This window comes from Bradyrhizobium sp. S3.2.6 (assembly GCF_040546885.1).
Classification (GTDB): Bacteria; Pseudomonadota; Alphaproteobacteria; order Rhizobiales; family Xanthobacteraceae; genus Bradyrhizobium; species Bradyrhizobium cytisi.
The window spans coordinates 60,944-84,625 of record NZ_JBEPOS010000017.1; the positions used below are offsets into that span (position 1 = coordinate 60,944).

20 protein-coding genes are annotated in these 23,682 nt (G+C 65.0%); 10 read left to right on the forward strand and 10 right to left on the reverse strand.

Annotation, left to right across the window (positions count from 1 at the left end):
- Positions 1-67 precede the first annotated feature (67 nt).
- Positions 68-445 (reverse strand): tautomerase family protein, encoded by a 378-nt coding sequence (locus ABID58_RS25945; protein ID WP_148755796.1) that lies wholly within the window; start codon positions 443-445, stop codon positions 68-70.
- A gap of 165 nt (positions 446-610) precedes the next feature.
- On the opposite strand from ABID58_RS25945, the gene ABID58_RS25950 reads away from it, so the two are divergent.
- A complete protein-coding gene (locus ABID58_RS25950; protein WP_354035572.1) occupies positions 611-1,210 on the forward strand; it encodes a TetR/AcrR family transcriptional regulator in 600 nt (199 codons plus the stop codon).
- Positions 1,211-1,213: 3 nt separating this feature from the next.
- On the opposite strand, the gene ABID58_RS25955 is transcribed toward ABID58_RS25950, so the two are convergent.
- On the reverse strand, positions 1,214-1,618 hold the full coding sequence (locus tag ABID58_RS25955; protein ID WP_246230412.1) for a hypothetical protein: 405 nt from the start codon (positions 1,616-1,618) through the stop codon (positions 1,214-1,216).
- An 11-nt stretch (positions 1,619-1,629) separates the two neighbouring features.
- Positions 1,630-2,130, reverse strand: coding sequence for a hypothetical protein (locus ABID58_RS25960; protein ID WP_354035574.1), 501 nt, complete (start codon positions 2,128-2,130; stop codon positions 1,630-1,632).
- A 301-nt stretch (positions 2,131-2,431) separates the two neighbouring features.
- Here ABID58_RS25960 and ABID58_RS25965 point away from each other — a divergent pair, with 301 nt between their 5' ends.
- From ABID58_RS25965 to ABID58_RS25980, 4 genes are all read left to right on the forward strand, one after another.
- A complete protein-coding gene (locus ABID58_RS25965) occupies positions 2,432-4,114 on the forward strand; it encodes a methyl-accepting chemotaxis protein (protein WP_354035576.1) in 1,683 nt (560 codons plus the stop codon).
- Positions 4,115-4,126: 12 nt separating this feature from the next.
- Positions 4,127-4,810 carry an aspartate/glutamate racemase family protein gene (locus ABID58_RS25970; protein ID WP_354035578.1) on the forward strand — a complete coding sequence of 228 codons (684 nt, stop codon included), beginning with the start codon at positions 4,127-4,129 and terminating at the stop codon, positions 4,808-4,810.
- 127 nt (positions 4,811-4,937) lie between these two features.
- Positions 4,938-8,243, forward strand: coding sequence for an acetyl-CoA carboxylase family protein (locus tag ABID58_RS25975; protein WP_354035579.1), 3,306 nt, complete (start codon positions 4,938-4,940; stop codon positions 8,241-8,243).
- 228 nt (positions 8,244-8,471) lie between these two features.
- Positions 8,472-10,322: a sigma-54-dependent Fis family transcriptional regulator gene (locus tag ABID58_RS25980; RefSeq protein ID WP_354035581.1), complete on the forward strand. Its 1,851-nt coding sequence runs from the start codon at positions 8,472-8,474 to the stop codon at positions 10,320-10,322.
- Position 10,323: 1 nt separating this feature from the next.
- Here ABID58_RS25980 and ABID58_RS25985 read toward each other — a convergent pair whose 3' ends face one another.
- Together ABID58_RS25985 and ABID58_RS25990 are read right to left on the reverse strand one after the other, a co-directional pair.
- Positions 10,324-10,878 carry a flavin reductase family protein gene (locus tag ABID58_RS25985; RefSeq protein ID WP_354035583.1) on the reverse strand — a complete coding sequence of 185 codons (555 nt, stop codon included), beginning with the start codon at positions 10,876-10,878 and terminating at the stop codon, positions 10,324-10,326.
- A 57-nt stretch (positions 10,879-10,935) separates the two neighbouring features.
- On the reverse strand, positions 10,936-12,033 hold the full coding sequence (locus ABID58_RS25990; protein ID WP_148755789.1) for an LLM class flavin-dependent oxidoreductase: 1,098 nt from the start codon (positions 12,031-12,033) through the stop codon (positions 10,936-10,938).
- A gap of 231 nt (positions 12,034-12,264) precedes the next feature.
- On the opposite strand from ABID58_RS25990, the gene ABID58_RS25995 reads away from it, so the two are divergent.
- The 3 genes from ABID58_RS25995 (at position 12,265) to poxB (ending at position 15,643) form a co-directional block, all read left to right on the forward strand.
- Positions 12,265-13,179, forward strand: coding sequence for a 2-dehydro-3-deoxygalactonokinase (locus ABID58_RS25995; RefSeq protein ID WP_354035584.1), 915 nt, complete (start codon positions 12,265-12,267; stop codon positions 13,177-13,179).
- Positions 13,180-13,192: 13 nt separating this feature from the next.
- Positions 13,193-13,825: a 2-dehydro-3-deoxy-6-phosphogalactonate aldolase gene (locus ABID58_RS26000; protein WP_354035585.1), complete on the forward strand. Its 633-nt coding sequence runs from the start codon at positions 13,193-13,195 to the stop codon at positions 13,823-13,825.
- An 81-nt stretch (positions 13,826-13,906) separates the two neighbouring features.
- Positions 13,907-15,643, forward strand: coding sequence for a ubiquinone-dependent pyruvate dehydrogenase (gene poxB / locus ABID58_RS26005; RefSeq protein ID WP_354035586.1), 1,737 nt, complete (start codon positions 13,907-13,909; stop codon positions 15,641-15,643).
- Here poxB and ABID58_RS26010 read toward each other — a convergent pair.
- Positions 15,640-16,005 (reverse strand): hypothetical protein, encoded by a 366-nt coding sequence (locus tag ABID58_RS26010; RefSeq protein WP_354035588.1) that lies wholly within the window; start codon positions 16,003-16,005, stop codon positions 15,640-15,642. The genes poxB and ABID58_RS26010 overlap by 4 nt on opposite strands.
- Before the next feature lie 66 nt (positions 16,006-16,071).
- The gene (locus tag ABID58_RS26015) at positions 16,072-16,980 is read right to left on the reverse strand and encodes a PaaI family thioesterase (RefSeq protein WP_354035589.1); all 909 of its coding nucleotides are present in this window, start codon (positions 16,978-16,980) and stop codon (positions 16,072-16,074) included.
- 146 nt (positions 16,981-17,126) lie between these two features.
- On the opposite strand from ABID58_RS26015, the gene ABID58_RS26020 reads away from it, so the two are divergent.
- Complete coding sequence (locus ABID58_RS26020; protein WP_148755783.1) at positions 17,127-17,444, forward strand: hypothetical protein; 318 nt, start codon at positions 17,127-17,129, stop codon at positions 17,442-17,444.
- A 70-nt stretch (positions 17,445-17,514) separates the two neighbouring features.
- On the opposite strand, the gene ABID58_RS26025 is transcribed toward ABID58_RS26020, so the two are convergent.
- From ABID58_RS26025 to atzD, 3 genes are all read right to left on the reverse strand, one after another.
- A complete protein-coding gene (locus tag ABID58_RS26025; protein ID WP_354035590.1) occupies positions 17,515-17,811 on the reverse strand; it encodes a hypothetical protein in 297 nt (98 codons plus the stop codon).
- A 34-nt stretch (positions 17,812-17,845) separates the two neighbouring features.
- Complete coding sequence (locus ABID58_RS26030) at positions 17,846-19,321, reverse strand: amidase (RefSeq protein WP_354035591.1); 1,476 nt, start codon at positions 19,319-19,321, stop codon at positions 17,846-17,848.
- A 108-nt stretch (positions 19,322-19,429) separates the two neighbouring features.
- Positions 19,430-20,548, reverse strand: a complete 1,119-nt coding sequence (gene atzD / locus ABID58_RS26035; RefSeq protein ID WP_354035592.1) for a cyanuric acid amidohydrolase — start codon at positions 20,546-20,548, stop codon at positions 19,430-19,432.
- A 661-nt stretch (positions 20,549-21,209) separates the two neighbouring features.
- On the opposite strand from atzD, the gene ABID58_RS26040 reads away from it, so the two are divergent.
- The gene (locus tag ABID58_RS26040) at positions 21,210-23,546 is read left to right on the forward strand and encodes a Tex family protein (RefSeq protein ID WP_354035593.1); all 2,337 of its coding nucleotides are present in this window, start codon (positions 21,210-21,212) and stop codon (positions 23,544-23,546) included.
- Positions 23,547-23,682 lie beyond the last annotated feature (136 nt).

Consider the following 23,682-nt stretch of genomic DNA (forward strand, 5'->3'; position numbering starts at 1 on the left):
TCACGCAAAGACAGGGATTTGGGGACATGTGCCCCGGAGCTCGGGGGCGTCACAGGCCGCGGCGGCCTCACGCGAATTGCGCGACGCCGTTCCCAACAGACCAGTTCTCCGCGGGGGCATCGAGCACGTTGACGAATATGTCCTCGGGGCGGATGCCCGGGTTGTCGCCGAGCAGTTCCGCGATCCGGCGGTACAGCGCCTTCTTCTGCTCAGGGGTACGCGAAGCGAACACGGTGATCTGGATCAGCACGGCGTCGTCGCTGCGCTTGACGCCATAGGCGTTGCCGCAACGGAAGTTTGCAGGCGACAGCTCGCTGATGGTCATGAACTCGTCACCTTCAGGCACGTTCAGCGCCTCGCGCATCGCGCAATAGAGGCCGTCCAGGATTGCCTGCCGGTAGGCTTCGGGCTTACCAGCGCGCATGGAGATGTGAAGCAGAGGCATCAGCTGGTCCCTTTGCATGCGAGCCCAATCGACCGGGCGCATGCAAGCGCCGGCCGTTCGGCCCATTGACGAGACGGGCTATCAATCCCAATTTATTTTTGACACGATGTCCAGAAAGCACGTTTTTGACATCGTGTCAAATATGCCGTCGATAGGGAGCATGATGTGAGGCCGCGCGAGTTCGATCACGACGACGTCCTGCGCATCGCGTTCGACCAGTTCTGGCGCAAGGGCGTGCGCGGCACCTCGCTGTCCGACATCGCGCGCGATGCCGGCGTTCAGCGCGGCAGCCTCTACAATGCGTTCGGCAGCAAGGAGGCCTTGTTCCTCCAGGCCTATGAGCGCTACGCCGGCGACTATCTCGTCGCCTTGCAGAAGGCGCTCGGCGCGGGCTCGTTGCGTAAGCGCCTCATCGCATTTTTCGACCTGACCATCACCAATTTCCGATCCGGCTCGCCGCCGCGCGGATGTCCGACGACGCGGGGGCTGATGGAGCTCGGCGCCGCTGAAGGCGAGGGGCTCGACGAAGACGCGCGGAGAGCTTTTGCGAACCTGGTGTCGCGCATCACCGCGCTGGTTGAGGACACATTGTCGGCGGGCGCCAAGCGCGGCGAATTCAGCGGCAACCCGGCGGCCGCAGCGCTGCACATCATCACGGTCACGCGCGGTCTCGCGGTGCTCGAACGCGCCTTCGGTGACGAGCCCCAGCTGCGCAAGATTGCTGCCCACACCGTCGACCTCGTGCTCGGCAGGGGTGCCCGCTAGGCCTCAGCAGAATGCAAGCGCGTTGACGGCCTGCGTGGCCGCGCTCTCCTGCTCGATCCCGACGAGCTGGCCGACGGCGGTCTTGAGTTCACCTGGGTCCCTGCGACGCGCAACAGCCAGGAGTCGCATCAATTCCGCCTCGTCCTTTGACAGCCGCCGGCACGACGGCGGCATGAAGCACAGATCGCAGGCACGTCCGCAGCGCAGGATTCGGACCAGCGCGGCAACGCGTGCGACCAGCAGCGGGCTGTCGGAAATGCCGGGCGCCTCGTCCGCGAAGCGATAGGCCGCCTCCCAGCAATCGGACGCGCCGGTCGCATAGGCCGCGCCGATGAACCGGAACAGCGAGAGCGCAGTGCGGCAGAAATCATCGCAGCCTTCCATGCCTCGCGGATTGTCCTGCATCATGAACGATCTCGTCAGTGCAATGTGGGGCCTCCGACGAACCAGCTCTTCATCGCCATCGTCTGCATTACGCCGGGAGTCCGGACGTGTCGATCCGGCAAGATGAGACCGGCCATGCGGAAGATCGTCGCAAGTCCTCTGACAGGGGCGAGCGCCCAATCCGCGCAAACTGGAGGCAGCCAGCTTTCGAACTGCTCGCGCGCGACATCGATGCGCTCCTCTTGCGTCGCGGCGATCGCGTGCAAAATTCCGTGCTCGCTCTCCGACATCTTCGGGCAAGTGGGGCAATGAACCTCAATGGCCGTATGTGCCGTGCACGCAAAGATCTCGATGATCGCTTCCAGCGAGGGCACGGCGTCGCCGACGCGAAAATGGTCGTAGACCTGCTGGATGTCGGCCGCCGTCGGAACGGCGGTCCCGCTTCGCGCCTTCGCGCGGAATCCCCAGATGAAGAGCCGCTCGGCTGCGCACAACGCTGGAAGGTCAAGCGTCCTCGTGTCTGTCGATTGATGCATGGAGCCTCTGGCAAATGGCTACGCCTTGCGTCGATCGTTCTGCCAGGGGAACGCGCAAGTCAACGCTGGCAAGACCGATATCGAGGTCTTCTAGAAACGCGCAAGCATTGGACGCTCGGTCTTTGGAGCCATTCCAATGCGATTGCAAAATGTCGACGAATTCCAAAGTGCGCGTCAGACGGACCAGCCCTGGCGGCTTCCGGGCACCTTTTGCGGGAGTTCGGGAACCTGAATGCTTAAGGCTTTGCTAAGACGATCAGGATAAAATGGCATATCAGCCCCGCCAATTTTGTGAGCACCGATGATTTTCTCCCGCATCAGTTCCAAGCTGGTCCTCATTGTCGGCATCAGCCTCCTCGGCATGATCGCGCTGGTGCCGATCGCGCTGTCGACCCTGCGTAGCCAGATGGTCGCGGACCGCCAGGCCAAGACGCAGCACATGGTCGATGTCGGCTACGGCATCCTGGCGCATTACCAGAAGCTCGAGAGCGACGGAAAGCTCACGCGCGAGCAGGCGCAGGCCGCCGCGATGGCCGAAATCAAGAGCCTGCGCTACGACAAGGTCGAGTATTTCTGGATCAACGACATGGCCCCCAAGATGGTCATGCACCCGATCAAGCCCGAGCTTGACGGCAAGGATCTCTCCGGGATGAAGGACCCCTCCGGCAACGCGCTGTTCATGGGGTTCGTTGATGTTGTCAAGAAACAGGGTGCGGGCTTCTACAGCTACCTCTGGCCGAAGCCCGGCTTCGAGCAGCCCGTTGCCAAGATTTCCTATGTGAAGGGCTTTGCGCCCTGGGGTTGGATCGTCGGCACAGGTATCTATCTCGACGACGTCGACGCCGTCTTCCGCCAGGATGCGATGACGTTCGGTCTGGTGTGCCTTGCGGTGTTTGTGCTCGTGCTCGGCGCCTCCTTCGTGATCGGCCGCAGCGTGACCCGGCCGCTGGCGAAAATCACCGACTTGACCGAGCGCCTCGCCGCTGGCGACGGCGCCTTCGAGGTGCCCTACACCAACCTCAGCAACGAGGTCGGCGGGCTCGCCAGGGCGCTCGCCGTGTTCAAGGACAATGCGTCGGCGGTAGGCCGGATGCATGCCGAGCAGCAGGAGACCAAGCAGCGGGCCGACGACGAGAAGCGCAAGACGATGACCGATCTCGCCGGCAGGTTCGAGGCGAGCGTCCAGGCCGTCGTCCGCGACGTCTTCAACGAGGCGCGGACGATGCAGCAGGCTGCGCAAGGCATGTCGGAGACCGCGAACAAGGCGACCGATCGTGCGAGCTTCGTCGCCACCGCCTGCCAGCAGGCTTCGAGCAACGTGCAGACGGTGGCCTCGGCCGCCGGCCAGCTGTCGTCCTCGATCACCGAGATCAGCCAGCGCGTCGCGCAGGCGGCGTCCGTGGCCGACAAGGCGGCCGCCGACGGTCAGCGCACCAACGACACCGTGCAGGGGCTGGCCGCGGCCGCCCACAAGATCGGCGAGGTCATCGACCTCATCAACCAGATCGCTTCGCAGACCAATCTGCTTGCGCTCAATGCCACGATCGAAGCTGCCCGCGCGGGTGAGGCCGGCAAGGGATTTGCCGTGGTCGCGAGCGAAGTGAAGTCGCTGGCGAGCCAGACCGCGAAGGCGACCGACGAGATCGGCGCGCAGATCAGTGCGATCCAGGCCGAGACCAACCACGTCGTCGGCAACATCGACAACATTCGCAAGACCATCATGGAGGTCAACGAGATCTCCTCGTCGATCGCAGCCGCAGTCGAGGAGCAGGGCGCCGCGACGCAGGCCATTGCGCACAGCGTGCAGGAAGCGGCCTCCGGCACCGACCAGGTCTCGCAAAACATCTCCGGCGTCACCGATGCGACGGCGGAGACCGGCCAGGCCGCTGGCCTCGTGCTGCAGTCGAGCGGACGCCTGACCGAGAAGCTGCAATCGCTGGAGGACGAGGTCAGCACTTTCGTTGCCGGCGTGCGGGCGGCCTAGTATAGCAGGGGGATGGGTCAAAACTCCGATCTCCGCGCGCGTATCCTGCTGATCAATCCGAACAGTCTTGAGGCGACCACCGCAATGATGGTCGCGATTGCGGCGTCTGTCGCCAGCGATGGCTTCGACATCGTCGGCGTCACGGCGACGCGTGCGCCCGCGATGATCGTGACACCCGACGCGCTCGACACTGCCGCGCCCGAGGTCGAAGAGATCGCACTCGCACATCAGAGCTCCTGCGACGGCATTATCGTCTCGGCGTTCGGCGATCCTGGCCTTGCGAGGATCAAGTCGGCGACGAATCTGCCTGCGGTCGGCATCGGCGAGTCCTCGATGCTGGAAGCCGCAGAGAACGGCCGCCGCTTCGGCGTGGCGACCACGACGCCGTTGCTGAAGGCGAAGATCGACGCGCTACCGGTCGCGTTGGGATTGCGATCCCACTACACCGGTACCCGCTTCGCCGAGGGCGATCCGCAAGAGTTGATGCGCGATCCGGCGCGGCTGCGCGTAGCGCTCGCCGGCGCGGTCGAAGCCTGCATCGCGCAGGATGGTGCCGAGGCGGTCATCATCGGCGGCGGGCCACTCGGTGAGGCCGCGCGCGACCTGCGGCTGATGTTCACCGTGCCGGTCATCGCGCCGATCCGGTCTGCTGTGATGCGGATTATTCGCCTCATCGAAGCGCGACCGGCCAACTGATATTCCGGCCCGCGGGAGTTGTTACAGCGACCGCTTCCTCTCCCTTGACGACTGCGGCTAAAGTGAAGAAGCAGGATCATCGAACCTGCCGCCCGGCGTCTGGCTGCGGGGCCATGGAGACCGCTGCATGTCGTTCAAAAAACTCCTGATCGCCAATCGCGGCGAGATTGCCATCCGTATCGCGCGCGCAGCGGCCGATGCAGGCATAGCCACGGTCGCGATCCACCCGGCCGACGATGCGCTGTCGCTGCATGTGCGCGTGGCCGACCAGGCGGTGGAAATTTCCGGCCGCGGTGCGCGGGCCTATCTCGACATCGAAGCGGTGGTGAAGGCGGCGAAGGCTGCCTCCTGCGATGCCGTGCATCCCGGCTATGGTTTTCTGAGCGAGAATGCCGCGTTCGCCAAGGCCTGCGCGGACGCGGGCATCGTCTTTGTCGGGCCCAAGCCGGCAGCGCTCGAACTGTTCGGCGACAAGGTCGCGGCACGGCAACTGGCAAAACGCTGCGGCGTGCCGATCATTGCGGGCACCAGCGGTCCGTCGTCGCTCGACGAGATCACGGCGTTCTTCACCTCGCTCGGCAGCAACGCAGCGATCGTGATCAAGGCGATGGCCGGCGGCGGCGGCCGCGGCATGCGTGTTGTCGAGAACGCAGCCGATCTCGCGGAAGCCTATGCACGCTGCCAGTCCGAGGCCAGGGCGGCGTTCGGCCATGACGGCGTCTATGCCGAGCGGCTGATCCGGCAGGCGCGCCATATCGAGGTACAGATCATCGGCGACCGCCACGGCGCGATCTCTCATCTTTGGGAGCGCGAATGCACCATTCAGCGCCGGCATCAGAAGTTGATCGAAGTTGCGCCGAGCCCGTCGCTCAGCGAGACCTTGCGCGGTCGGATCATCGAGGCGGCCAAGCAGCTCGCGACGGCGGCGGCTTATGACAGTCTCGGCACTTTCGAATTCCTGGTCGACGGCACGGCCGAGGACAGCTTTGCCTTCATCGAGGCCAATCCGCGGCTCCAGGTCGAGCACACCGTGACGGAAGAGGTGCTCGGCCTCGATCTCGTCCGCGCCCAGCTTGCGATTGCTGCAGGCAGCACATTGGCCTCGCTCGGTCTGGCGCAGGGCTCAATTCCGAAGCCCCGCGGCTATGCCATGCAGCTCCGCGTCAACATGGAGACGCTGGACGAGACCGGCGCGACGCATCCGACCGGCGGCGTGCTCGCCGTGTTCGAGCCGCCGTCAGGGCCGGGCGTCCGCGTCGATAGTTTTGGCTATGCCGGCTACAAGACCAGCGCGGCGTTCGACTCCCTGCTGGCCAAGGTCATCGTGCATACGCCGGGTGAAGCTTGGCACGATGTCGTCGCTAAGGCGTCGCGTGCCCTACGGGAGTTCCGGATCGACGGCGTCGTCACCAACATCGCCTTCCTCCAGGCAGTGCTGGCGCACCCGGATTTCCAGACCAATCACATTGCGACCGACTTCATCGATCGCAATGTCGCAAAGCTGGTCGAGGCGGCCGATGGCGTGGCCAAGCCGCTCTATTTTGCTGCGGCCGAGCGAGGCGGCGCTCACGCCGCCGAGACCCACGTCGCGCAGATCGTGCCAGAGGGTACGGTGATGGTCGCCGCGCCCTTGCAAGGCACCATCGTCACCATCCAGGTGAAGGAAGGCGAGATCGTGCGCCCGGGGCAGCAGCTCGCCGTGATCGAGTCCATGAAGATGGAGCATCTGGTGATGGCCGAACAGGGCGGCCGCGTCATGAAGCTCGCGGCCGGCGACGGCGACACGCTGATGCATGGCGAGCCGATCCTCTATCTCGAGCCGCTCGACGTCGCCGCGGATGCGTCGGCGGTCGAAGCCGATGTCGATCTCGACCACACCCGACCCGATCTCGCCGAGCTGATCGCGCGCCAGGCCAACACGCTCGACGCGAACCGCCCGGCCTCGGTCGAGCGCCGCCGTAACACCAATCAGCGCACCGCGCGCGAGAACGTGGCGCAGCTCGTCGACGACGGCTCGTTCATGGAATATGGCAGCCTCGCCATTGCCGCCCAACGGCGTCGTCGCAAGCTCGACGATCTCATCAAGAACACCCCGGCCGACGGCCTCGTCATGGGCGTTGCCACCGTCAACGCCGGGAAGTTCGGCGGCGATACCGCGCGCTGCATTGTCGTGGCCTATGACTACACCGTGCTCGCGGGCACGCAGGGTCACATGAACCACAAGAAGATCGACCGCATGCTTACGCTGGCGGAAGACTGGCGCGTGCCGCTGGTGTTTTATGCCGAAGGCGGCGGCGGCCGGCCCGGCGACACCGACCGGCTCGGCATGACCGGCCTCGACGGTCCATCCTTCGTGCAGTTCGCAAGGCTCTCCGGTCTCGTGCCTGTCATCGGCGTGGTCTCCGGCTATTGCTTCGCCGGCAACACCGCAATGCTCGGCTGTTGCGATGTCATCATCGCCACCAAGAATGCGTCGATCGGCATGGGTGGCCCTGCGATGATCGAGGGTGGTGGGCTCGGCGTCTATCACCCGGCCGAGGTTGGTCCGGTCTCGTTCCAGTCGCCGAACGGCGTCATCGACATCGTGGTTGAGGATGAAGAGGAGGCGACATCCGTCGCGCAAAAATACCTGTCCTATTTCCAGGGCGCGGTGACGGAGTGGCAGGCGGCCGACCAGCGCCTGCTCCGCCGCGCGATCCCCGAGAATCGCCTACGTGTCTACGACATCCGCAGCGTGATCGATCTCGTCGCCGACAAGGACAGCGTGCTGGAGCTGCGCCGCGACTATGGCGTCGGCATGATCACCGCGCTGATTCGCATCGAAGGCAAACCGTTCGGCCTGATCGCCAACAATCCGCGCCATCTCGGCGGAGCGATCGATGCCGATGCCGGCGACAAGGCCGCGCGCTTCCTCCAGCTCTGCGACGCCTTCGATCTGCCGATCGTCTCGCTGTGCGACACGCCCGGCTTCATGGTTGGCCCGGAAGCCGAGAAGACTGCGATCGTGCGCCACGTCTCGCGCATGTTCGTGACGGGTGCGAGCCTCACCGTGCCGCTGTTCGGCATCGTGCTGCGCAAGGGCTACGGCCTCGGCGCGCAGTCGATGATCGGCGGCGGCTTCCACGCCTCGTTCTTCACGGCGGCCTGGCCGACCGGCGAGTTCGGCGGCATGGGGCTGGAGGGCTATGTTCGCCTCGGCTTCCGCAAGGAGATGGAGGCGATCGCCGATCCCGAGGAGCGCGAGACCTATTACCGCAACAAGGTCGCCGAGCTCTACGCCAACGGCAAGGCGGTCTCGATTGCCTCGGTGTTCGAGATCGACAACGTGATCGACCCCGCCGAGACGCGGCGCTGGATCATGGCGGGGCTCCGTTCGGTGCCGAAGCCGCCGGTGCGGACGGAGAAGAAGCGGCCGTGTATCGACACGTGGTGAGCGCAGTGCAGCAAATCAGAGTCGCTTGAGACAATCTGCTTCCACATCGTCATGCCCGGGCTTGTCCCGGGCATCCACGTTCTTTCGCATGCGCGGCAGAGGCGTGGATGGCCGGGACAAGCCCGGCCATGACGGCGATGTGCGCCGTTGGGTCGTCCCGGTTCCGGATTGACATCCCCGCCTGTGGTGCCAGACTTTGCACAATAATACAGGGTGGAGACGTCCGCGATGGCCAGCCTTTCGGCCTCGAATCATGTCGCCCGTGTCTTGTCCGTGGCCAATCATGCGGCTGACGTCGACGCGGAGTCGCGGATCGCGACCTCCTGGCGGCGCTGCCTAATCAGCCACAAGCTCGATCCCGCCCGCCAGGGCCCGCCGCAGACGCTCACCGAAGCCGAGATCCGTCACGTCGCCGAGCCCTTGGAACAGACCATCAGGCTGCTGACGCCCGAGCTCGACGATCTCGCCCGCGTGCTGCGCGATGCCGGCTATTGCGTCAATCTCGCTGACGCGAATGCGACCATGCTGTTCAGCCGTCTGCCCGGCGAGGCCGACGCGCGGATGTTCATGGACTGGAAGATCTACACCGGCTCGAACTTTGCCGAGACGTTTGAGGGCACCAACGGGCTCGGTACCGCGCTCGCAGAGCGGAAGCCGATCCTGGTGCATCGCGATGAGCATTTTCGTGCACAGTGGCACATGTTCTCCTGCGCGGTGGCTCCGCTGTTCGATCAGGCCGGGCGCCTCGCCGGCGCCGTTAACATCACCTCCTGCCGCGAGGATCTCGAACGCGCCGCGCATCAGCTTGCACTTGCGGTGACGATGGAGGCGACGCGGCGCATGGAGGGCGCGATCTTCCGCGATCATTTCCGCAATGCGTGGATCGCGACTGTGCCGGGCGATGGCGGCAGCGGCCTGCTCGCCTATGATGACGATCGCCGCATCGTCGGCGCCTGCCGATCGGCGCGTGCCTTGCTGGGCCTGACCGATGGCCTGATTGCATCCGGCATCGATCTGTCGCGCTACGTCAAGATCGACCATTCGCGCCATGCGGACGAGATCGTCGAGCTCCGCCGCGCTGATGGCCGCCCTTTGGGCCAGGGCCATGTCGCGCCGCCGCTGCGTGCAAAATCCTCGACGCTGCGCCGTGATGCGTCCGTCGATCGGTTCGACGCGTTGCATCGGCTAGCAGGCAATGATCCCGGCCTGGTCAAAAGCATGAAGCGGCTGAGGAGCATCGGCGATCACAATCTGCCGGTGCTGCTGCATGGCGAGACCGGCGTCGGCAAGGATGTGTTCGCGCGCGCGATTCATGCCGCGAGCAACCGTGCCCGCAACAACTACGTTGCACTGAACTGCGCGGCGATGCCGGAGAGCCTGATCGACGCCGAGCTGTTCGGCTACGAGGCCGGCGCCTTCACCGGCGCACGCCGCGACGGCTCGAAGGGCCTGATCGTGCAGGCCGACGGCGGTACGCTGTTCCTGGATGAGATCGGCGACATGCCGATCGCGCTGCAGACGCGGCTCTTGCGCGTGCTGGAGAATCGCGAGGTCTGGCCGCTCGGTGCGCTCAAGCCGGTGCCGGTGGATATCCGATTGATCAGCGCGACCCATCGCGATCTCGGCCGCATGGCCGAGCAGGGCGCCTTCCGCGCCGACCTCTATTTCCGCTTGCGCGGCTTGGAGGTGCGGCTGCCAGCGCTACGCGAGCGCGCCGACCGGGGTGACATCATCCGCCAGATCGCGCGCGAGGAGGCGCCGGACTGCAGGCTGTCGCCGGAAGCCTGGTCGCTGCTGTCGGCCTATCCCTACCCCGGCAACATGCGCCAGCTCCGCCACGTGCTGCGGCTCGCCGGCTGCACGGCGGAGGAGGGCGTCATCACCGACGCCGATCTCGACCTGCCGCCGTTTGGCGGACGCGCAGCAGAGCCAGATCTCGCGGCGGCCGAACGCGCGACGATCGTCGAAGCGCTGCACAGGCACGGCGGCCGGGTCACGGAGGCGGCGCGAGTGCTGGGACTCAGCCGCGCGACGTTGTATCGGAAGATCAAGCAGCTGAAGATCGAGACGGCGCAGTAACTTACGAAAAATCGCTCCAGCTCAGATGCCGCGAATCGAGATCGCCGACCGAAACGATCTCGCGGATTTCGTGAGGCGTGTGGAAACTGCTGCGCAGATAGACCAGAGGCGAGGCCCCGTCGGAATGCGTCGCGCCGCGCACCTCGCCGACGAAGATCGAATGCGTCCTGGTCTCGAATTCCTGCGTCAGCACGCAATCGAACGCGGCGACTGCATCCGTCAGCACGGGTGCCCCGGTTACTCCGCGTGTCCACTGGCCGAACGCAAAGCGGTCGTCGCCATTGACGCCCTTCTGGCCGCTGAAGGTCAGCGCCAGCAGCGCGTGATCCTCGTGCAGGAAATTGATCGCGAAGGCGCCTTCCTCGCGGATGCGCCCATGCGCGCTGGCGTTGCGGTTGACGCAGACGATCAGCGACGGCGGACTATCCGACAGCGAGCAGGCCGAGGTCACCGTGAGTCCCGTGCGCTTGCCGTGCTCGGAGCCGACCGTGACAAGCGCGACGGCGCCGGCGCATTGGCGCATCGCCTGCTTGAAATCCTTGGCGTCGACGCTCACGCGAAAATCTCCGAATTGAATACGGGTGCGGCAGGTTCGCGCCGCACCCGCATTCGGTCAAGCCGCCTTCTTCGCGGAGCCGAGATGCTTCAGGCGCGGCATCACCTCGTTCTTGAGCAGCGAGAGCGAGTGGTGCCAGGCTTCCGGCTTGTGCTTGTAGTCGAAGCCAAACACCAGCAGCACGCCGAAGCCGCCGACCTCGTCGTAGATCTTCTCGATCTTCTCGGCGACCGTCGCGGGCGAGCCGACGACCCAGTTCCGCTTGGCGCAATATTCGACGGTGACATCGCTATCGGGCACGTCGGGCGCGTGCTTCAGATAATCCTTGAAGCCGAAATGGCCGAGCAGCGGCAGGAAGTACTCGTGCATCATCCGGCCCATCATGTCGCCGGTCGAGAGCTTCCAGGCCTCCTCGTCGGTGTCGGCGACGAACACCTCACGCACCAGACGCCAGTCCGCGCGGTTCGGCTTGCGTCCGGTCTTGGCAGCGCCAATCTCGACCGAGTCCCAATGGCTACCGACATAGGCCGGGTTGAGGTTGAGGCTCATCGGGATGAAGCCGCGCTCGCCCGCGAGCTTGAGCGTATCCGAGTTCTTCGACAGCCCGGCAACGCCGATCGGCGGATGCGGCGCCTGCAACGGCTTGATGTGGGGCTTGAGGAAATCGAACATCGTGTCCGGCTTGGTCACCGTCCAGAATTTGCCCTTGTAGGTGAAGGGCGCTGGATCGGACCACAGCTTCAGGATGATCTCCAGTGCCTCGCGGGTCATGTCGCGGTTCTGCCCGCTCATGCCGTCGACGTTGAACATCGCCCAGTCGCTCGGCAAGCCGCTCGCCGCGACGCCGAAATTGAGCCGGCCCTCGGAGAGATGGTCCAGCATGGCGACGCGGTTGGCGAGCTCGGCCGGGTGGTGATAGGGCAGCAGGAAGCCGCCCGGCCCGATGCGGATATTCTTGGTCTGCATCAGCGCCTGCGCGATCAGAAGGTCCGGCGTGGGATTGGGTTCCCACGGCGCCGTGTGATGCTCGCCGACCCAGGCCTCCTGATAGCCGAGCTCGTCGAGCCAGCGCAGGGTCTGCAGGTCCCAGTCGTTTCCTTCCTTCAGGCCACACTCCGGCGGGTGCGAAGGCATCGTGAAATAGCCGATCTCCATGGGTTTCCTCATCTGATGTTGACGCGTCTTGCTGCGCGTTCCGGGACGTAAACAAGAACAGCTTCAGCAAGCGGTGTGCCAGCGTGGGCCGTGCCCCAGACCTGCGAGAAAAGGCTGGTTTGGGGCACCAATTGCCGATATCCCGGGGCAGATTTGCGAAGCGCCCGTCTCATTGTCGCGAGACGACGTCTTGGCCGTGAGACCAAGGGAAGACCAAGGATACGATTCGAAATGACCGAACCCGCTTTTGTCGCGGTGGACTGGGGCACCAGCAGCTTTCGGCTCTGGCTGGTCGATCGCGCAGGTCACGTGCTGGCCGAGCGCCGCAGCGACGAGGGCATGATGGCGGCCGCCAGGACCGGCTTTCCCGGCGTGCTGCAATCGCACCTGGCGGCGGTTGCCGCGCCGGATCATCTGCCGGTTCTGGTCTGCGGCATGGCCGGCGCGCGCACTGGCTGGGTCGAGGCCGGCTACGTCGACACGCCAGCGCCCTTGCCGGCGATCCTCAAGCAGTCCGCGCGTGTGCCGGGCGAAGCGCGCGACATCCGCATCCTGCCGGGCATCGCGCAGCGCGACACAGCCGCGCCGGACGTGATGCGGGGCGAAGAGACGCAATTGCTCGGCGCACTCGGCCTGGAACCCGCCGGCGAGGCGCTGGTCTGCATGCCCGGCACGCATTCCAAATGGGTGCGGGTGAAGGACGGCACGGTCGCGCATTTTTCGACCTTCATGACTGGTGAGCTCTTCAGCGTCGTATCGCGCGAGACGATCTTGTCGCTCGCAGTGGCCGGCGCCGATGAGGCCGAGGATGTCGCGAGCTTCAATGCGGCGGTGAAAGCCGCCTACGGGGCGCCGGCCTTCGCCGCAAACCTCCTGTTCGGTGCGCGGTCGCGTCAGCTGCTGTTCGGCGGCACGCCGGCCGCGGCGCGCGAAACGCTGTCGGGCACGTTGATCGGCGTCGAGCTGGCGGCGGGTCTCTCAGGCACTATGCCGAAAGCCGGCATCACGCTGATCGCGTCCGGGCGGCTGGCGGCTCTGTACCGGCAGGCCTTCGACGCGCTGAAGGTCGACGTGAACCCGATCGATGCCGATGACGCGGTGCGCCGCGGCCTGTCGATGGCCGCTGCGGCAATCTGGACGACATAGAAGGACCTTCGAGATGAGCGTTCCCTTTCCGCCGATGAAACGGCCCCTGGTCGCGATCCTGCGCGGCGTCAAGCCCGAGGAGACCGAGGCCATCGTCGGCGTGCTGATCGAGGCCGGCATGACCGCGATCGAGATCCCCCTGAACTCGCCGGACCCATTCCGCTCGATCGGCACCGCCGTGAAGCTCGCACCGGCCGGCGTGCTGATCGGCGCCGGCACCGTGCTGACCACGGCGGATGTCGATCGTCTCAACGACGTCGGCGGCACGCTGATGGTCTCGCCGAATATGGATACACAGGTGCTCGCGCGTGCGCATCAGTACGCCATGATCACGCTGCCGGGCGTGTTCTCGCCGACCGAGGCGCTGCTTGCGGCGCGTTCCGGCGCGTCCGGCCTGAAATTCTTTCCGGCGAGCGTGCTCGGCGCTTCCGGCATTGCCGCGATCCGCGCCGTGTTGCCGGCCGGTGTGATGATCGCAGCGGTCGGCGGCGTCTCCGACCAGAACTTTGCGGAATACATCAAGGGCGGCGTCACCGCGTTCGGGCTCGGCTCCAGCCTGTACAAGCCCGGCATGACGGCTACGGATGTCGCGGCGCGCGCGAAAGCGACAATCGACGCCTATGATCGGGCGATTGTGAAAGACTGACACCGCAATAAACAAGCCGTGATGTCGTCACGGTCGTGCGTTGTCCTATCTTGCTGCTATCCGTGAGATCAGGAGACCGACATGGCGATCAACAACATAGCCGATCTGTTCGTGGCAACGCTCGAACAGGCCGGCGTCAAGCGCATCTATGGCATTGTCGGCGACAGCCTGAACGGTCTTACCGAGGCGCTGCGCCGCCGCGGTACCATCGAATGGGTGCACGTCCGCCACGAGGAGGTCGCGGCCTTCGCGGCCGCCGGCGAAGCCGAGATGACCGGCAGCCTTGCGGTGTGCGCGGGTTCCTGCGGGCCGGGCAATCTGCACCTGATCAACGGCCTGTTCGACGCCCATCGCAGCCGCGTTCCGGTGCTGGCGATCGCGGCGCAGATCCCCTCGGCCGAGATCGGCGGCGGCTATTTTCAGGAAACTCATCCGCAAAACCTGTTTCGCGAATGCAGCCATTATTGCGAGCTGATCTCGGATCCGAGCCAGCTACCTTTCGTGCTGGAGAACGCGATCCGCGCGGCGGTGGGCCTGCGTGGCGTCGCCGTCGTTGCCATGCCCGGCGACGTCGCCTTCCGCACGCCGCCGAAGCGCGCGCTGTCGACGACCCGCGGGCTTGCGTTGTCCGCGCCAAAGATCGTGCCGCAAGCCGACGAACTGAAGGCGCTCGCGGATCTCCTCAACAGCGCCGAGCGCATCACGCTGTTCTGCGGCCGCGGCTGTGCCGGCGCGCATGCGCCGCTGATGCAGCTTGCCGAAGCCCTGAAGAGCCCGATCGTTCACGCGCTCGGCGGCAAGGAGCATGTCGAATACGATAATCCCTACGATGTCGGCATGACCGGTTTCATCGGATTCTCCTCGGGCTACGCCGCCATGCGCGCCTGCGATGCGCTGGTGATGCTCGGCACGGATTTTCCCTACAGGCAGTTCTTCCCTGATGATGCGAAGATCGCGCAGATCGACATTCGCCCGGAAAATCTGGGACGGCGCTGCAAGATCGATCTCGGCCTCGTCGGCGACGTCAAGCTGACCATCGAGGCGCTGCTGCCGCTGCTCAAGACCAGGACGCAGCGCAAGCATCTCGACGATGCCGTCGCGCACTACAAGAAGGCGCGTGAGGGCCTCGACTCGCTTGCCAAGGGCACGCCGGGCAGCAAACCGATCCATCCGCAATATCTCGCAAAAGTCATCAGCGACCACGCGAGTGACGATGCCGTCTTCACCGCCGATGTCGGCACGCCCACTGTGTGGGCTGCGCGCTATCTCAATATGAACGGTCGCCGCCGGCTGATCGGCTCCTTCGTGCACGGCTCGATGGCCAACGCCATGCCGCAGGCGATCGGCGTGCAGGCCTCGCAGCCCGCCCGTCAGGTGATCTCGCTCTCGGGCGACGGCGGCTTCACCATGCTCATGGGCGATCTGATCACGCTGACGCAGATGAAGCTGCCGGTGAAGATTGTCGTCTTCAACAACGGCGTGCTCGGCTTCGTCGCGCTGGAGATGAAGGCGGCGGGCTTTGTCGACACCAATGTCGATCTGGAGAATCCCGATTTCGCCGCGATGGCACGTGCGATGGGTATCTTCGCCAAGCGCGTCGAGGACCCCGGCGAGCTCCCGGGCGCGATGAAGGAGATGCTGGCCCACAACGGTCCGGCGCTGCTCGACGTCGTCACCGCCAAGCAGGAGCTGTCGATGCCGCCGACCATCACCGCGGAGCAGGTCAAGGGGTTTAGCTTGTGGGTGCTGCGTGCGGTGATGAACGGCCGCGGCGACGAGGTCGTGGATCTCGCGAAGACGAATCTGCTGCCGCGCTAGCCGCGCTTCGCCGACGGCACAGGCAACCGCTCATGGCGGCGCTGGAAGCGCTGCCAGTGCAGCACGATGCCGATCAGCGCCGCAGGCAGGAAGCCGAGCACGATCAGGAAATGCGGCAATTCCTTCGGCGAGATGAGAGCGATGGCGATGTCCGAGATCAGCCAGAGCGCTGCGAACAGCACCGCGAAATCCGTGCGCGGGCAGCGCAGATAGTAGAACACGGCGGTAATGACCACGGCCGGCCCGATTGCGATGGCGATCATGACCGCCGTCAGCTCTTTCGGCGTCAGCGCGTCGAGCACCATCGACGCCAACAGCCAGATGGCGGCGAACATGGCGATGATGTCGATCGGATGCCGCAACCGAATACCCCTCGCAGGAATGCGCTATGGTTGAGTCCCAAGCCCGTTCCGTCAAGTAAAATACGCCTATTCCTCGCCGTTTCCGGGCGTGGGGCGCAGCATGAAATGACCGAAAGCAGAGGCGATCGGCTTGTCCGGATCGTCCTGCCAGGCTCGCGCCTCGAAGGCGACGATTCGCCGGCCCTGTTTCACGATCGAGACATTCGCAATCGTGTCCAGCACCCGGCCGGAGCGCAGATAATTGACAGTGAGCCCGATCGGCTTTGGCAGCGTCGCGATCCCGAGCTCGCGCCGCACGCCGAGGATCGCGGTGGTCTCGAGCAAGGCACCGGTCATGCCGCCATGGATCGCCGGCAGGATCGGGTTGCCGATGATTTTTGGCGAGAACGGCATCGTCAACGTGCCGTCATCATTCAGGCGAATACCGAGGCAGCGCGCGAACGGGCTGTTGGCGAACGGCCCATCCGGATCCTCCGGCGCCTCCAGCGTCGGAATGCTGCGCGACTCCATCCTGCGGTCTGCAAGCATGTTGGTGCGGTTGGCGCCGATCATGAAGCAGGCGGTGGCGGTCGCCACCGGATCGTCCTCGAAGTCCTGGTAAGCCGTGGAGCGCACGAAGGCGATCGAGCGGGTGGTGCGGTAGCAGACTGAATGCGCCTTGATGTCGAGGCCGGGCGTAGCCGGCTTCTGGTAGTCGATGCGCAAATCGAGCGTCGCGATCGCGCTGGTGCCGTCGAGCGCGAGCTGCACCGCCATGCCGCAGCTCTCATCCAGCATCGCGGTGACGACGCCGCCATGCAGCACGCCGGTCTCGGTGTCGCCGACGAAGACGGGGCGATAGGGCAGGCTCGACCAGGCTTCGCCCGGTGCGAACCGGTCGAGCTGGAGTCCGCTGAATTGGCCGTAATCGGAGCGGCGGCCCTTGATGGCTTCGGCGAGTTCCTCGAAGGGAAGTGTGGTCGGTGTGGTGGACATGCTGACGTTTTAGACCAGTGTCGGGAACGGCGCAAAACTCTGAATGTGCCCCGCGGCGGCCCTGCGGCCGGTTTGGCCTCGACAGAGCCGGCCGAAGCAACGATGGTGGGCGCGCTTCGTCCGTCGACTAGCCCTAAGGAGTGCCCATGGCCGATCCCGAAACGCCCGCCACCAGCCAGGGCCCTGTCACCATTTCCAGCTCGAGCTCCGAGCGCGCGCCGATCATCTATTTCGACGGCGCCTCCTGCTTCGGCCATCACAACGGTGCGATCCAGATCGAGCTCGCTGCGAACCTCCTGATGCCGATCGGCGCCGCCGTCAGGGTCGACGTGGTTCAGACCGCGCATCTGCGCTGCAGCCCGGCAGCGGCGCTGGCCTTGCGCGAAGCGCTCGACAAGGCGCTTGCAATGCTCAAGCTCGGACAGCAGCAGCCCGACGAAGCGATTCCGACCGTGAAGAACTGAGGCTCATCAGCATTTTCATCATGGATGATCTCGCACAATGGCTGCGGGTTGCCATCGAACACGGAGGCCATCACGCGGTGAGTCGTCTCGGTGATTGCACCGCCCAAGACGACTCGACGATGTCGGGGGGCTTGCGCAAGAATGTTGCAAGCACGGGGTAGGCAGGGTTCACGCGCCATTCGCCAAGGAGGTGAAACGCGAAGAACAAGGCTGCTTTGTAATTCGTTTGACCAGGAGATTCGACTTCTTCGAAGGCACGTAAAAAGACAGGAATGACCGAGTCTTTATCGGCCCGCGCCGCTTGAATCGCTTCGGTCCGAAGACCCTCTTTCTTGTTGAGGCTGTCCAGGATCTGTAACGGGTCCACGTCGTGTCCTCCGATGGATCAGCGTAATATTACTTCATCCCTTCGCCACGTGAACCTTTGCCGTGTTGCCGCCGTTCCACTTGCCGTCGAGCGCGCGCTCGATCTGGGCGGCGAGCTGCAGCAGCAGGCCGTCATTGGCCTGCTTCGCGATGGCCTGGATGCCGAGCGGGAGACCATGCTCTTGCGCGGCCATCGGCATCGAGATCGCCGGCATGCCGCAGAGGTTCGCAAGCGGCGTGAAGGCGAAGAAGCGCCAGAGATTGCCGAACCAGTCGAGCACATCGGGATTGTCGGAGAGGGTGAGATATTCCTTGGTGCCGACCTTCGGCGTCGGCAGCGCCGTGATCGGCGTCAGGATCACGTCCCACTGCTCGAAGAAGCTGCCGAAGCCGCGCGAGGTCGTATTGAATACAGCCTGCATCTTCGCCCGATCGGCAAAGCTGGTGTGAAGTCCGGCTTCCCAGATTCGGATGTTCATCGGCTCGATCAGGTCCTCCGGCGGCCGCTCCAGCCCACGCGCGGCGAGCATGTTGGAGATCACCACGGAGAAATTCGAGATGTAGCAGGTGGTCTGCGCCGCGAAAGCGGCGCGGAAATCGAGCTCGGGCAGCGCGTAATCGACGTGATGGCCGAGGCCCTCGAGGAAGCGGCCGGTCTTCTCCAGCTCGGCGGCGATTTCGGGTGTCGCGGTGTAATCGCCCCAGGTGTGCGACAGCGCGATGCGCAGCTTTGACGGATCGCGCTTGATCATCTCGCTGTAGGGCTGTGCCGTGGTCCAGAACGGCATGAACTCGCCGGGCGCCGGCCCGCGGGCATTGTCGACGAAAGCGGCGGTGTCGCGCACCGTGCGAGACTGGCAGCCCTGGATCGAGACCAGGCCGGTGAGATCCGACATGTGCGGCGCCAGCGAGAACACGCCGCGCGAGACCTTCAGCCCGATATTGCCGTTGACGCCGGCGGGAATGCGGATCGAGCCGCCGCCGTCGGTCGCATGCGCGATCGGCACCACGCCGGCCGCGACCATCGCGGCGCTGCCCGCGGACGAGCCGCAGGTGGTGTAGTCGGTATTCCAGGGATTGCGGGTGACATATACGGCGGGATTGTCGGCCGAGCTGCACACGCCGAATTCCGGCGTCGTCGTGCGTCCGATCAGGTTGAGGCCGGCGTGGCGGAACTTGCCGGTCAGGAACGTGTCTGCCGCGGCGCGATTGCCGCGCATCAGCAGCGATCCCATCTCCTGCAGACGGCCCTTCATGGTCGGCCCCAAATCCTTCATCAGGAACGGCAGGCCGGCGAACGGACCGGCGAGATTGGCGCCGTCCTTGGCGGGATCGGCGATCACGTCATCGAACAGCTCGACCACGCCCGACAGCGTCGGATTGACCTTGGCAACGGCCGCTGCGGCCTGACGTGCCAGTTCCTTCGCCGTCAGCTCGCCCTTGCGGACGCGCGCCGCCAGGCCCACGCCATCCTGCTGCGCCCATTCGTTCCAGCTCATCGGCAAAGTCATGAAATCAAATCCCTCAAGGTGCGGGGGCCACCTTTTTCGCAAGCGCTCGCGTGAATCAACTGAGCCGGCGCGAAGGGCAGGGTTGCGCCGGGCGGAGAGGTCGCCACCTCAGTCCGTAAGCCTCGCAATCACCGCGACTGGTCCGCCGCCGGCAGGTCCCTGGTGCTCGGCGCCGCCGGAGACGTAGACCGCGCTGGTGCCGGCAAGGCCCGCAATCAAGCCGCCGACGGCCGCGCGGGCGTGGCGTGTCGAGCTGATATCGGTGTCCTCCAGCATGGTGTGACGGAAGCCGCGGACGCTGCCGTTCGGCGAGGCCTCGGCCTTGGCGAAGATATTGACGAGCTCGCGGCCCGGTTGCGGCGTGGTGCCAAGATCGACGTCAAGCCCAACGCTCTTCAATGCGGACATCACCGCCGCGGAATCGATGGCATCGCTCATCACGGCATGCCCGATCTCGAACTCGCTTACTGATGAGGCCGAATTACCGAGCACGATGACGACATTGTGCATCAGCTCGATCCCTGACGAGGTCGAGGCGACCTTCGAGAACAGATCATAGCGCCGCAGCACGACATCATCGCTGATGTCGGATGCGACCTCGCCGAGCGCAACCGCAACCCCGAGTGCGGAGGCGCCGCGCGAATAGGCCATCGAGCTGTAGGCGCTGATCGTCGCCGTCTTGTTGCCGCGCGCGGCCGCCGCCTCGACGCGCTCGCTGGTGAGCAGCGGGCACTTGATCTGGACGAAATGGACGTCGGCGGCGTCAGCGATGCCGGCATCCGCCATCGCGGCCTTCACCGCCGTGGCGGTCTCGGCGATCTGTGCCGAGCGGCCGAGCTCTTCAGGCAGAAAATCGCGCGTCTGCGCCATGCCGATGCTCAGGCGCTTGCCGGAGATGCCTGCCGGGCGCGCCGGCACTTCCTGGCGCGTGAACACCGTGATGTGCGGGCTGAGCACGCCCTCGGTGCCACCGGACATCACAAACGCAATGCGCTGCTCGACCTCGTGCGGCGTCAAGCCGAGCTTCGGCGCCAGCGCCGCGCACAGCGCAGCGACGGCATATTCGCGGGTGAAGTCGTTGACGCCGCCATTGCCTTCGGTCTTGCCGAGGATCGCCAGGATGGATGTCGGATCGATCGCGCCCGAGCCGATCAGGCTCATGAGGCCGGAAACGTCGCCGGGGCCCCTGGTGGCGATCTTGAAGACGCCGACCGATATTGTCCGCATGGATAGTCCTCGTGGGAAGTTCGGTGGTCCGGCAGGGGGCAACCAGCCGTGGAAGTGGGGTATCTGTCAAGCGGCAACAAGATCCGGCGTCGTCCATCAGGCAAGACACGACCGCTGGGTCAATCAACGCTTGCCAAAATATTCCACTTTACCGAAATTCGGAGGATGCGAAGGTGTTCTGCAGATGAAAAGAGAGCTGCAAGAGTGACGCTGTTGCTCCATACTCCGTCATTGCGAGCGCAGCGAAGCAATCCAGAGTCTTTCCGCGCAGGGATTCTGGATTGCTTGGCTGCGCTCGCAATGACGATTGTGGAGACAGCGTGCGCCATAGTCCGTTCTCGTGCCCCGGACGCAGCGCAACGCCTCTTCGGCGGTGCGCTGCAGAGCCGGGGCCCATCTCTCCGCATGCCGTGCCGCCTTCTGGGTCCCGGCTCTGCGCAGCAACGCAAGAGCCTTGCAGCGCGTCCGGGACACAAACAATGGTAACCAAGGCCGCGACATCCCCACGATTGTGGCGAGATCGCATCGGCTCAACAAAAAATCCTCTGTCGACGGTTGCGCACCGCACCTTGATGAATCAGCCTCGGTTGGTCCATAAGCGGCGTCCCGCAGCCGGTGGTTCGCCCCCGCGTCGCGTGCTTGGATATAGAGGGATTCTCGCGTGGCAAATATCAACCAGAAAATTGCGCAGGAGCTTGGGGTACGGGCGGAGCAGGTCGAGGCGACGGTGGCGTTGCTCGACGGCGGCGCCACGGTTCCCTTCATCGCGCGCTACCGCAAGGAAGCGACCGGTGCGCTCGACGACGCGCAATTGCGCACCCTGGAGGAGCGCCTGGGCTACCTGCGCGAGCTCGAAGACCGCCGCAAGGCGATCCTCGAATCAGTCCGCGAGCAGGGCAAGCTCGATGCCGCGCTAGAAGCCTCCATTCTCGCCGCCGACAGCAAGGCGCGCCTCGAAGACATCTATCTGCCGTTCAAGCCGAAGCGCCGCACCAAGGCCGAGATCGCCAGGGAGGCCGGCCTCGAGCCGCTTGCCAACCAGCTGATGTCTGAGCCCGGCAACGATCCCAAGGTCGCCGCCGAAGGCTTCATCAACGCCGAGAAGGGCGTCGCGGATGCCGTGGCCGCGCTCGACGGCGCCCGCGCCATCCTGGTCGAGCGTTTTGACGAAGACGCCGACCTGATCGGCGTGTTGCGTGAGGAGATGTGGACCAACGCGCGCATGGCCTCCAAGGTGCGCGACGGCAAGAAGACCGAGGGCGAAAAATTCGCCGACTATTTTGATTTCTCCGAGCCGCTGACCAAGCTGCCCTCGCACCGTATCCTCGCGATGTTCCGCGGCGAGAAGGAAGAGATCCTCGATCTCCAGATCCAGGCCGAAGCGGAAGTACCGCCAGCCGGCGTGCCAGGTGCCTATGAACTGAAGATCATGAAGCGGTTCGGCATCGCCGACCTCAAGCGCACCGGCGACCGCTGGCTGATCGACACCGTGCGCTGGGCCTGGCGCACCAAGATCCAGGTGCATCTCAATATCGACCTGCGCATGCGGTTATGGAATGCGGCCGAGACCGAAGCCGTGCGCGTGTTCGCCTCGAACCTGCGCGACCTTCTGCTCGCCGCGCCCGCCGGCACCCGCGCCACCATGGGGCTCGATCCCGGCTACCGCACCGGCGTCAAGGTCGCCGTGACCGATGCGACCGGCAAGGTGGTCGATACCGCCGTGATTTATCCGCATGAGCCGCAGCGGCAGTGGAACGAGTCGCTCGCGACCCTCGGCAAGCTTGCGATCAAGCACCGCGTCGAGCTGATCGCGATCGGCAACGGCACCGCCTCGCGCGAGACCGACAAGCTCGCCGGCGATCTCGTCAAGGGACTCGCCGAGCTGAAGATGTCCAAGATCGTGGTGTCGGAAGCCGGCGCGTCGGTCTATTCGGCCTCGGCTTTCGCTTCGGAAGAGTTGCCGGATCTCGACGTCACCCTGCGCGGTGCGGTCTCGATCGCGCGCCGTCTGCAGGATCCGCTCGCCGAGCTCGTCAAGATCGAGCCCAAGGCGATCGGCGTCGGCCAGTATCAGCACGATCTCGGCCAGGCCAAGCTTGCAAAATCGCTCGATGCGGTGGTCGAAGACTGCGTGAACGCGGTCGGCGTCGACGTCAACACCGCTTCGGCACCGTTGCTCGCCCGCGTGTCGGGCGTGGGCTCCGGCCTGGCGCAGAGCATCGTCGCGCACCGTGACGCCAACGGCCCGTTCAAGTCGCGCAAGGCGTTGAAGGAAGTGCCGCGGCTCGGTCCCAAGGCGTTCGAGCAGTGCGCCGGCTTCCTGCGCATCCTCGGCGGCGAGGATCCGCTCGATGCCTCCGGCGTGCATCCGGAAGCCTATCCGGTGGTGCGCCGGATTCTCGCAGCGGCCAAGAGCGACATCAAGGCGCTGATCGGCAGCAGCGAGGTGGTTCGTACGCTCAAGCCGAAGGATTTCGTCGATGAGACCTTTGGTCTGCCGACCGTCACCGATATTCTGCGCGAATTGGAGAAGCCCGGCCGCGACCCTCGTCCGGCGTTCAAGGCCGCGGTGTTCAAGGAGGGCGTCGAGGAGATCAAGCATCTCCAGAAGGGCATGATCCTCGAGGGCACCGTGACCAACGTCGCCGCCTTCGGCGCCTTCGTCGATATCGGCGTGCACCAGGACGGTCTCGTGCACATCTCGGCGATGTCGAAGACCTTCATCAAGGATCCGCGCGAGGTGGTGAAGCCCGGCGACATCGTCAAGGTGAAGGTGCTGGACTTCGAGGTCGCCCGCAAGCGTATTTCGCTGACCCTGCGCCTCGACGACGAGGTCGGCGCCAAGAAGGACGCCCCCGGCATGCAGCGCGACAACACGCGCAACAGCGCTCGCATGACCTCGTCGGCGCCGCGCAACCAGGACTCTTCCGGTGGCGGCGGCGCCCTCGCCGAGGCGATGCGTCGTGCGGCGGAGAAGAACGGCGGCAAGCGGGCGTGAGTCGATACCTCTGCCCGTAAGGACGGGGAGAGGGAGTGAGAGATCCCGCTTCCCTAACTTCCGCGTCAGAATCTGGCGCATTTGTAAGTTGAAGGTGAGGGCGCATTTTCCTCATCTGATCCCCTGGAGCGGCGAG